This is a genomic window from Clostridium sp. HGF2 (genome assembly GCF_964240115.1).
Classification (GTDB): Bacteria; Bacillota_I; Bacilli_A; order Erysipelotrichales; family Erysipelotrichaceae; genus Clostridium_AQ; species Clostridium_AQ innocuum.
In genome coordinates this window covers 119,432-129,715 of sequence record NZ_CAXSSO010000004.1, presented here as the reverse complement: position 1 = coordinate 129,715, position 10,284 = coordinate 119,432, and the positions used below count along the sequence as shown (strand labels likewise).

Sequence of the window (10,284 nt, the reverse complement as noted above, 5' to 3'; positions counted from 1 at the left end):
TAGACATGACAAAAGCCGGAACATATGAAGTTACATATAAAGTAACAGACAGTGAAGGAGCGTCCACAACGAAGACGATAACGATCACCGTAAAGGATAAAGAATTCAAAGCAGATATAAATAAACCGGATACGGATGAGCAGAACAAAGATACAGGTAGTGTAGAAACAGGAGATCGAACCAATATAAGCTTCTATACCTCTCTGTTCGAAATGAGTGTAGTATGTATCGCTATCCTGGCGGTATGGAAGAAAAAGAAAGCATTGAGAGATCGATAGACTATGAAATAAGGAGAGATGCAGCAAGTGATTCTTGCAGAGCAGGAATATTCCTTTTAAATCCATTCAGATTTGATTGAACGTGGTGATTTTCATGAATTTAAATGAAAAGTGATACCCGCTTTATCAATGATCTGAGGTGCTGTAACTAGGAATAGGTGATTGCTGATTCAACAAACGGTCTCGAATCTCAAAAAGGAACCGTAATATTTGGATAAAACAATCCTCGTATTACGGTCTTTTTAGTATAATGATGTTTAATAAATATCGCTTGTTGAAACAGCAATGATCTGTACTGAACTATTAGGAATGTGAAGAATTATGTGTAAGTAAAAATCGACAGGTATAGATAGTAGATGACGAATCTTGTCTAATCATCATTTGTTTATGTATTATCAGTATGCCCAATTCATCAAGGGTTATACTGATTTTTCGTATAATAAAAGCAGGAAGAAAAACAACCTGCTTAATATAGAATTGAATAACCCATATGAAATAGAAAGAATAATTTCTGTAGGAAAGAGAATCAACTATAAATTTGATATTCATGATAGAAAGCCAGGGTGTATAATTATTCCTGGCTTTATCTTTTTGTTGCATACAAACAGAATAAAGTCGATAGAGAAGAAATGACGTGCTTGCTTTATAAACCTTTGAGTTAGTAATAAAAAACATCATTCTTCCTATTCTTGTTTATGAATAAGCTTATATCTAAAACGACGATCGTTTATGATTCAGTCAGTATGTACAACGAAACTATATGGAACAAGATACAGGAAGTAAACTCTATGATATTAGTGAGGAGGAACTAGTGATGGAAGGACCTATAATTAGTATTGATGTATCCAATGGAAACAGTCACTATATTCTTTTTGAGAAGAATAATAAGAAAGTTGGAGGAGTACATAAAATCAACCATGATGTTGAAGGATTCGCTCGTTTAAAAACAGATATTAAAATTCTTTCTGATAAAGTTGGCGAGAAAGTCTGTGTGGTTTATGAAGCTACAGGTGTATACACACATCCACTTCAAAGATTTCTTGAAAAAATGATATCAAACAATATATCATTTCGCCGCTAGAATCTGCCAGAAAACGAAAAGAAGGTATCCATTCTAAAAAAACTCAAGCTTGATTTTTGCGAATGAAACATACCCTGGATGCGATTATGATAATATTGAAGTCAAGATATTACAGGACCTGTTAGAGAAAGTTGAGATGATCAGAAACGATGCGGATAAAACCCTACGGAAAATAATTCAGATAGCGGAAACGATAAATGAATATTATCTTATTTTAAGCATATTTTAAGCATATTTTAAGCATAGATGGAATCGGTCCTAACCTGGCATCTAGAATATTGGCAGAAATAGGTGATATAAAGTGATTTAAGACACGGGAAGCATTGATAGCTTATCTTGGCTTAGATCCAAATATCAGTCAATCAGGACAACTGGATGGTGATCATTTTATCTATCTCAAAGAAGGGAAACAAGCAATTACGATGTCTACTGTATTTAGCGGTCACATGTAATATAAGGTTAAAGAAAGTAAATCCCATCAATCAGTTTTATCAAAAGAAAAGGCAGCAATTGAACCCGTTAAATTCATAAGCCGCCAAGGTTGCATGTACCGCTAAACTAGCTAAAATCATTTACAGTATGTGCAATAACAACACTATCTTTCAAAGATAGCCTATTTATATTATACATATTTTTCAAAAAAATGGAAGATTCCATCTTTTTGTCGTAGACAAGTGATCTACTGATAATGAAGTGATATTTTCTGAAATTTAGGCTTGATTTCTATTATCTAATTTTTATATGCCTTTATCATTACTCATTATGCTTCTACTGCTTCCATAATGGCAAGTTGATTTTGAATCATATCCCAGTTTCGACATCTCTGTGTCCATTTGCTGCTGAGGTTCTGAATAGCCAAGTAAAGCATCTTTCTCAAACTGTCATCATTTGGGAAAACCGTCTTTGTTTTCGTGACTTTTCTGAACTGTCTGTTCAATCCTTCAATCGCATTTGTCGTGTAAATGATTTTGCGGATTTCAACTGGATAATCATAGTATGTGCTTAGTATATCCCAATTCTCTTCCCAGCTACGTACTGCGGTTGGATATTGCTTGCCCCATTTATCCTTGAAAATTGCTAACTGATTCAGTGCCTGTTCCTCTGTATTTGCTTGGTAAACAGTTTTTAAATCTCTCATGAACTCCTTGATATGCTTATAACTCACGAAGCGTGTGCTGTTGCGAATTTGATGGATAATACAACGCTGAATACGTGCCTTTGGATAGACAGCTCCTATAATTTCTCTGAAGCCTGTAAGACTATCTACGCAGAATAAGGAAACATCCTTAACCCCTCTGCTTTTCAACTCATTCAGCACTCCCATCCAGTATTTCGCAGATTCACTGGCTCCTACCCATAATCCTAAAACTTCCTTCATTCCTTCGTTATTGATGCCCAAAACAACGTATGCAACCTTAGTCACGACCTGATGATCTTCTCTGATTTTATAATGGATCGCATCCATAAATATGAATGGATAGAAGGCTTCTAAGGGTCTGTTTTGCCATTCTGTTACTTCGGGCAGAATGCGCTCGCTGATCTTGCTTACCAGTCCTTCTGAAATCTCTACATCGTACAGTCCTTTGATCTGGTCTCTGATATCTCTTGTGGACATTCCAGTAGCATACAAGGAAAGGATGCGTTTCTCAATGCCATCGGCATTTCTCTGATATTTTCCAATAATCTGAGGTTCAAATTCACCGTTACGATCACGTGGTACATTCACATCCACTTCACCTAACTGTGTTTTCATTGTGCGTTTTACAGATCCGTTGCGATAGTTTTTCTTGCCTTCACATGTCGTTCTTTCAGCGCGATCATAGCCTAAATGCTGATCAATTTCAGCCTGTAAGGTCTGTTCTAATACATCCGCAAACATGCCTTTCATGCACTCCATAATGTCCTGTGTTGATGTAAACTTTTGTTCATTCACAAGGTCCTTGATCTGCTTTGTCGAAATAAAAGATGTGTTCATAGTATTTTTCCTCCTGTAAGTATGTTTCGTATCTACATTCTTACCCGCTTTTTACTATTTACACATCTTTTGCTATATTCCTGAACTATCAAAAAGTACACCTTTTGCAAAAAGCATAAATACGCAGAATTGTCACCTGTTGCATCACCAACAGCTTTTTTTACTTTACCTTTTACTTTGTCTGTAAATCCTTTGTCTGACATTTGGCTCACTCCTTTTGATTTCTACACCTGTAATTATAACTCGCTGTTTACCGTATACTATATTGCATTTGGCCCGATTATTACATTAAAAACACGTTTTATACAATGCTTGAAACAATATGAATATTGATAACACTATTTTTAGATATTCACATACCTACAGGAATTATTTCTCCATATTGTCTGATTCAAAAGGAAGATCTTCTATCGGTTCCCAGGATTCTCCAAAGTCAACTTCCTTGAATAAAGCAGCCAACCCAGTAATCTGTTTCAAACGTAATATCTCATCTCGATCCATTCCAAGATGTTTTGCGATCCATGTATCTGAGCGTCCGAATTCATGCAGTTCTTTGACGATATTGCTCATTAAATCTACATCATGACTACCTCTTGCACGGTTATGACGGATGGTGCTCGCCATTCTCTGATCTAATGGTTTATCGATCACAGAAACAGGCAATAGACCCTGTTCCCGCTCATAGATATCTGGATATTCTTTCATGATCCGGTATCTATGAAAGCCATCCACTATGATATACTCATCGTTTGGTTTATCATAATAACATACAATCGGCATCGTATAGCCGTCTGCTTTGATACTGTCATAGAGAAGTTTCATTTCCGGTGGTGCTACTGCATTGGGGTTGTAATCATTGGGATGAATCTTTTCAACAGGTACGGCTCGTATGTCATATACGGGACTTTTTGTCATCGTTTAGTTCCTCCACAGTTCTATATTTATCTTTTAAGTAATCTAACTTTTTTTGCTGTTCACGTGTCAAACCAAATCCCATGAAACGGCAGATATGATCGTTTTTTAAAATGCAGAAACACATCCGTTTCCAGCTTGGTATATCCTTTGTAGACTTGATATCATCTGTATGATCTGGAATCTTATCCAGAAAAATAATGCGTGAATTTTTAAATATCGTATAGTTGGATATGCCGTTTCTCTTGATATGGTATCCATGTTCTATCAGCTCTTGAATGGTCTCTTCCTCTAATCCGCCGCCAACAGTATGCCAGAACTTTAGAGATTTATTAAACTTATCGACATAATTTTTCTGCAGGCGTTTCGGCAGCGTTGCCAGCAAAAATTTGGTATAGGATTGCCACGTATGACCCTCGGGAAGCGTGATGTTACGGTATCCCATAGCTCTTGTTTTTGAATAGATAGAAGTAAAATTTGCGCCCTGCACACGCCCGAGCAGCTTTGTCCATATCTGGGGATCGATGACCCGATAAAGATTCAGCGAATCCTTGGCATAGTCTTGAAAAGGGGAGGCTACGCGCATCTGGTAAACCGTCAGGCCGGCCTTGTAAAATAAATCATATAATTCATTATATGGATAATCAAAGCGATAGTAGGCATGCCAGATATCATTGACCGACCAGTCATACAGAGGGGACGCAGTCCAGACATCTTTAAACTGATGGGTGATCCAGCACTGTCCTTTGTAGCCGTATTTCTTATTAAGAAAACCGCTGTAGCGCTGTAAGGATTCATCGGCACGAATTCCCAGAAGACAGATCGTTTTCTTATTGTTATGGGATATGCGATACCATCTGCCAAATTGTCTTGCAAGGTCTTCCTGGTGCATCTTATAGTGATAGGTCGTCATGGGATTATGTGTCAAATTGAACACATAATCATGTTCCGGCATTGGACGTACCCAGCTGTCTGCCTTTTTATCATCCCAAGGGTACCAGTACATTTCATAGCTGCTCAGTGCCGTACGTGTAGCCATAGGAAGGCAGATCCAATACAATTCTACATGAGGGCGTTTTTCCAGCATCTGGAAGGTTTCCTCTACATATCTTGTCGTGGCTGAATACTGGGCTTCAAAATCCTGATGGAATACTCCAATCGTTTTATCCGGATAGTTCCAATCCCGAAAATCAAGCAGAAGATACAGCAGCAGTCCACTGTCTTTTCCACCGGAAAAAGAAATATAAATGGAATCGAATTCCTGGAAAATAAAATGGAATCGTTCCAATAAGGCTTCATATACATTCAAATCCAGATATCTTTTTATCATAATATGTACTGCATGTTCTTTCTGTAAGACAGCAGAATGCAAGCTCACCCCTTCCGTTATAAAAAGTCTTCCTGTTTCCTGATGATGTGTCAAAGAAACTACTATTAGGACTATTCTAAGATACAAAACCAAAATATCCAATATTATGACAGTATTTTTACAAAAAAGGTCGTTTTGTACTGCTGTTTCAATCATATATACATAAATAAAAATACATTTTACGATACATATACAGCAAATATCGGTAAAAATTGCCTTCAGTTTCTTATACAGCGGCGCATCAGGATAAACGAAAAGGACATGTATGAAAGGATTCTGTGGTTTCTGCACTCCTATAAAATATAATAAATGTATAAAAGTTTAATTTGATTGTATAATTAGAGCATTTGCAGTATTTTTTTACCAATTAGATGTAATTTGTTGTCTGGCTATGCTATTTTATATTTAAGTATATTTCATCTTTTTATTGTGATTTGCGGGATTTGATTTCATATGACAGAAACCGCTAATATAGAGGAGGATTGAGTTTGATGGAACTTACAGGAAAAGAACTGCAGAATATAAAAGCACTTCATGTGACAACAAAAATACCAGTACATATCTATGATCTTTGTTTTAAACTGCTTAAAGTGTACAGTTCCGGGAACCAGTACGAGATCCCTTATGATTTCTCACGGTTTCATTCTGAAAACACGCACTGCAGAGATCTTATCTGGTATGAGTACGGATGGCTGAAAGAAATCTTTATATTTGTACGGCATAAGGATGTTATTATCACGCTTGGTCCGTTTCTGACAAATCATATAGATCCGGAAGAGATCGAGAAACTTGTGGAAAGCGGTAAAATAAAATCGCAGTACTCTGCCGCAGGAAAGCAATGGTTTCCTTATTATGAACATCTTCCAATCTACGCATTAGGGGACATCCGTGATTTTGTCATACTGCTGGGTGCGATCTTAAATATCGATCTGGAAGAGGTTTATTCGAGAAGACTTCACGTAGAAGTTTATCAAAATGAACTGGAATTGAAAAAACGGGCATCAAATAGACCTTTTTTTGAGGATCTTGAATCCGAACAGTATGCCTTCTATTATGAAAATAAGATCATGGAGCTGGTTGCCAAGGGAGACCTGGATACTTTGAAACAGGGCGTTGCCAAAATCGGATGCAGCGTGATCCCCACCTGGCATAATGATTCTGTACGGACAGAAAAAAACTATACCATCGTTATTCTGGAAAAACTGTCTTTCCTTGCCCTTCATATGGGAAAGGATGTACTGGAAACGATCCGGTTACGAGAATTTTACATAAAGAAACTGGAACAGAAAGAAAAACTGGTGGATGTCCTGGCGGTAAGGGACAGCGCAATTATCCATTTCACAAAAGAACTGCATGATCTGGCAAACAGTGCTTATTCACCTTTCATACTGTCTGTGATACAGTATATCAACCTTAAGATCTACGGGCCGTATAGACCATCGGATGTGGCAAAGCATTTTTACATGTCAGAGAGTTCATTACGGCGGCACTTTAAAAGAGAGGTGCATATGAGCATGACGGAATATACCAATCAACGAAAGATATCCATTGCAAAGATTTTTTTATCCTCGGGGATGCCGGTTGCAGAATGTTCGAAACGTTTAGGTTTTTTTGACAGTTCGCATTTCTATAGGACCTTTAAAAAATATGAGGGAATTACACCAAAGCAATTCTTAAATAGAACAATCCAAAAAGATTTTGATGAAAATTTTCTTCTGGACAAAGAACTCTATTGACCTTAGCTGATAAACCGTACAAAAAGAACTGTGAAAAATGGTGCAGATAAAGCATCACTTTTCACAGTTCTTTTCTTTACATAGCTGGGCTGGATGGAAGCGTCTTCCGCTTACGAATATCTTTGATTGCCAACAGAGAAGATCGTATGAGTACGGAGATTTTAGAAATATAACAAATAAGAATAATGTATAAAAACCTCACATCTTTGTATAAAACAATCTTATTTTATTAAAGTATAGAATATCAATAGACTTCTATTATAAATGCGTATATTCTGTTTATGAACCAGCAGGATAGTACCCTTATGTGAGAAAGGAAATGGATATTCGGTCATGCGCAAAGATAATACTGAATTTAATATTTATCAAAAAGCATCATGTGCTGATTTAGGTGGATAACGCATAAATTGCTGTGCCGTTTGCAATTCGTGAATATAAAAGATCTTCGTTATCTAAAAAAGCAGCACTAGTCAAGGTTTCTATGGATGATATTATTATGCAGTTTCTTGAAAAGGATAAGTCCATATTCTGGTACAGTCATACTATAAACCTGATTTATCCAGAATTAAAAAAGGAGGGGGTGATGTATGCATTTAAAAATATCGACCGATTATGCAGTACGAATCGTTCTCTATCTTGCGAAAAAAAGGCAGCTTGTTCAGTCAAAGGAATTATCGGAACAGCTGCATATTCCACAGGGCTATGTTTTAAAAGTTGCCAGTATCCTGAAAGAAGCACAGATCCTGGAAGCAGTTACTGGTATCGATGGCGGTTTTCGACTCGTAAAGCATCCAAGAGACATCCCCATCTATGATGTGATTCGAGCGATGGAGACGACCATGCAGATTATCCGGTGCCTTGAAAAAGACTGCTACTGCAGTCGAGATGCCGGTTCCTTTTGCCAGGTCCGTCATTTTTATGAAAAGATACAGTCGTATCTGGATCACATGCTGCTATCAACAAGCATACAGGAGCTTCTAGAAATGGAATGAAGGGAAATATGAGGGTACCAAACTGGTTCTAATTATTTTAGAAAGAAACGAAAAGAAAGGAGAAATCGTTTATGGAGAAAAATAAGCCGAGTTTTCTTTCCTGTGCAAAAAGACAGCAAAGATGGGCGATACGAAAATTGAGTATTGGCGTGTGCTCTGTATTACTGGGCGTCATGTTGATGGTGCCGTCTTTGGGTACCGTCTATGCACAGGAAAATAGAGGACTGGATACTACAACACATTATACGGCAACCGGAATTGATAACAATGCCAACCTACGTTATAGCTCTACTGTTTTCAATAAAGTTGAGGATGACGGCAGTTTATCTATGACGTTTACATATTGGTTTAGTGGAAGCGCAGGATGGGGGACAGACCCTGCGAACGAATATGCTGGGAAATATCTTTTGAGTTTTACCAACGATACTTTTTATAAACAGATCGATAAAGTTATTTTAGATGATATTAGTCTGGAAAAACATAGCGATGGCGCAATGTGGTCTCTGCCAGTTACAAAACTGCCTAACTATGCTTTGATAGGTGTATCACGTAACCAGCCTGTTAAAATCACGCTGAAAAATGGACAGACATTGGAAAGTCTTAATTTACAGGATACTCCAATTGGATTTAATTCCATTTTGACGACCACTAAAGGAGCTATAGCCTCGAACAGTATTTCTAATGGTTATATCTTGCAGAATAATAATAAGAATAAGAATGAAAAGGAATCAGGTTTTACAAAAGGTAAAGTTAATCAAAGAATTAAATTTAATGTTGATGATATGACCATTCGTTCTATCCATACATTTAAACCTAATGAGAATTTCCTACAGACAGATTATAGCTGGGTTGTGTATGTGAAAGAACAGATACCACCAGAGTTGCTTCCATATATTGACACAGATAATATTAAAATATATTGCTCTGATTTGGACGGCGTAAAGATTAACGAAAACCATGAAGAATTCACGGTACCAATTAACGACCAAGGCTTAGTGGATACAAGTCAGGTTCCAGAACTAAGCATAATCGACAATGATACAAAGGCGCAGTTAGATGCAGCAAGAAAGAATCTCGACAGAATCTTTTTTGGAACGCTTGGACAAAGCCGTAACTATACGATTTCCTATAAACTAAAAGATAGCGTAACTCTTTCCGATTTTGCACGTGCAGCTAATGAATATATTGAGAAAAATCAGCAATCCTTCTTATTTGATAGCTGGATGGAAGCAGACTATCTGAACACTAAACAAGGTATATCAACAAATGATAATGGAGATGCTCCAAAGCAGTTGAATGATTCGTATGCAAATGCTTATCTGGATGCGAATGATACGGACAAAGATGGTCTATTTGATTTTGTTGAATGGAAAATTGGTACCGATACTACTAAGGTAGATACAGATGGTGATGGAATACCTGATGGACAGGAATTTATGACAGATCAGACAGAACCAAACAACGCTGCCGATTATCTAGTATCAAAACCAACTACTACAACGACAACATTTGATTCCACTAAAAAGACAACGATTGAAGGAACTGTTCCAAAGCCATTGATTGCTGATCCAGCAGACCCGGCAAGACTGATCCAAATCACAAATGAAGATGCTGGAAATGTGATCGTCAAGCTTCAAGGGTATGACAAGGATAAGAAAACATACAATGAGCAGGAATATGGTACAACGAAAATTTCGTTTGATGATCTAGTAGCCGGAAATTTCTCTTTGGATGTTAACGCAAACGTAGTGCCAGACGGTACAGAGGTTGTTCTGGTTGCATATAGTCCAAATGCAGACAATCCCGTTATGGGAGACCCATTTACATTCACTACACCAGACAAGGACAAATACGATGCCAAAGGTGGCACGCTGAACCAGGACTACGGAAAGAAAGCGGAAGAGGCTGCCATTCTGGACAAAGTCACAGTAACAGAAACCA

Annotated in this window: 10 protein-coding genes; 6 read left to right on the top strand and 4 right to left on the bottom strand. The window is 37.4% G+C overall.

The features are described from left to right. The 3 genes from ACESPQ_RS08860 to ACESPQ_RS08850 all read left to right on the top strand — a co-directional run. Positions 1-278: immunoglobulin-like domain-containing protein (locus ACESPQ_RS08860; RefSeq protein WP_373144268.1), on the top strand; the 278-nt coding region annotated here is incomplete at its 5' end. Positions 279-1,092: 814 nt separating this feature from the next. Next, positions 1,093-1,359: a hypothetical protein gene (locus ACESPQ_RS08855; protein WP_002610672.1), complete on the top strand. Its 267-nt coding sequence runs from the start codon at positions 1,093-1,095 to the stop codon at positions 1,357-1,359. A 233-nt stretch (positions 1,360-1,592) separates the two neighbouring features. Continuing rightward, positions 1,593-1,664, top strand: a complete 72-nt coding sequence (locus ACESPQ_RS08850) for a transposase (RefSeq protein ID WP_109771700.1) — start codon at positions 1,593-1,595, stop codon at positions 1,662-1,664. Positions 1,665-2,119: 455 nt separating this feature from the next. On the opposite strand, the gene ACESPQ_RS08845 is transcribed toward ACESPQ_RS08850, so the two are convergent. The 4 genes from ACESPQ_RS08845 to ACESPQ_RS08830 form a co-directional block, all read right to left on the bottom strand. Then, positions 2,120-3,334 (bottom strand): IS256 family transposase, encoded by a 1,215-nt coding sequence (locus ACESPQ_RS08845; protein ID WP_233107245.1) that lies wholly within the window; start codon positions 3,332-3,334, stop codon positions 2,120-2,122. Positions 3,335-3,366: 32 nt separating this feature from the next. Next, positions 3,367-3,537 carry a hypothetical protein gene (locus ACESPQ_RS08840; protein ID WP_002610676.1) on the bottom strand — a complete coding sequence of 57 codons (171 nt, stop codon included), beginning with the start codon at positions 3,535-3,537 and terminating at the stop codon, positions 3,367-3,369. A 166-nt stretch (positions 3,538-3,703) separates the two neighbouring features. Next, entirely contained in the window at positions 3,704-4,249 is a 546-nt protein-coding gene (locus tag ACESPQ_RS08835) for an IbrB-like domain-containing protein (protein WP_002610678.1), read from the bottom strand. After that, positions 4,227-5,576 carry a phosphoadenosine phosphosulfate reductase gene (locus ACESPQ_RS08830; protein WP_038274648.1) on the bottom strand — a complete coding sequence of 450 codons (1,350 nt, stop codon included), beginning with the start codon at positions 5,574-5,576 and terminating at the stop codon, positions 4,227-4,229. Before ACESPQ_RS08830 ends, ACESPQ_RS08835 begins: the two co-directional genes overlap by 23 nt. 530 nt (positions 5,577-6,106) lie before the next feature. Between ACESPQ_RS08830 and ACESPQ_RS08825 the strand changes: the two genes are divergently transcribed. From ACESPQ_RS08825 to ACESPQ_RS08815, 3 genes are all read left to right on the top strand, one after another. Further along, positions 6,107-7,351 (top strand): YSIRK-targeted surface antigen transcriptional regulator, encoded by a 1,245-nt coding sequence (locus tag ACESPQ_RS08825; protein ID WP_257335765.1) that lies wholly within the window; start codon positions 6,107-6,109, stop codon positions 7,349-7,351. Between the two features lie 587 nt (positions 7,352-7,938). Continuing rightward, positions 7,939-8,343 carry an RrF2 family transcriptional regulator gene (locus tag ACESPQ_RS08820; protein ID WP_257335649.1) on the top strand — a complete coding sequence of 135 codons (405 nt, stop codon included), beginning with the start codon at positions 7,939-7,941 and terminating at the stop codon, positions 8,341-8,343. A 71-nt stretch (positions 8,344-8,414) separates the two neighbouring features. After that, positions 8,415-10,284 (top strand): YSIRK-type signal peptide-containing protein (locus ACESPQ_RS08815; RefSeq protein ID WP_373144267.1); only part of this gene is annotated, 1,870 nt, incomplete at its 3' end.

Excerpts from the sequence above, each read along its gene's own strand:
- ACESPQ_RS08855 (WP_002610672.1), top strand. The coding sequence starts at position 1,093 with ATGGAAGGACCTATAATTAGTATTGATGTATCCAATGGAAACAGTCAC.
- ACESPQ_RS08845 (WP_233107245.1), bottom strand. The coding sequence starts at position 3,334 with ATGAACACATCTTTTATTTCGACAAAGCAGATCAAGGACCTTGTGAAT.
- ACESPQ_RS08840 (WP_002610676.1), bottom strand. The coding sequence starts at position 3,537 with ATGTCAGACAAAGGATTTACAGACAAAGTAAAAGGTAAAGTAAAAAAA.
- ACESPQ_RS08835 (WP_002610678.1), bottom strand. The coding sequence starts at position 4,249 with ATGACAAAAAGTCCCGTATATGACATACGAGCCGTACCTGTTGAAAAG.
- ACESPQ_RS08830 (WP_038274648.1), bottom strand. The coding sequence starts at position 5,576 with ATGATAAAAAGATATCTGGATTTGAATGTATATGAAGCCTTATTGGAA.
- ACESPQ_RS08825 (WP_257335765.1), top strand. The coding sequence starts at position 6,107 with ATGGAACTTACAGGAAAAGAACTGCAGAATATAAAAGCACTTCATGTG.
- ACESPQ_RS08820 (WP_257335649.1), top strand. The coding sequence starts at position 7,939 with ATGCATTTAAAAATATCGACCGATTATGCAGTACGAATCGTTCTCTAT.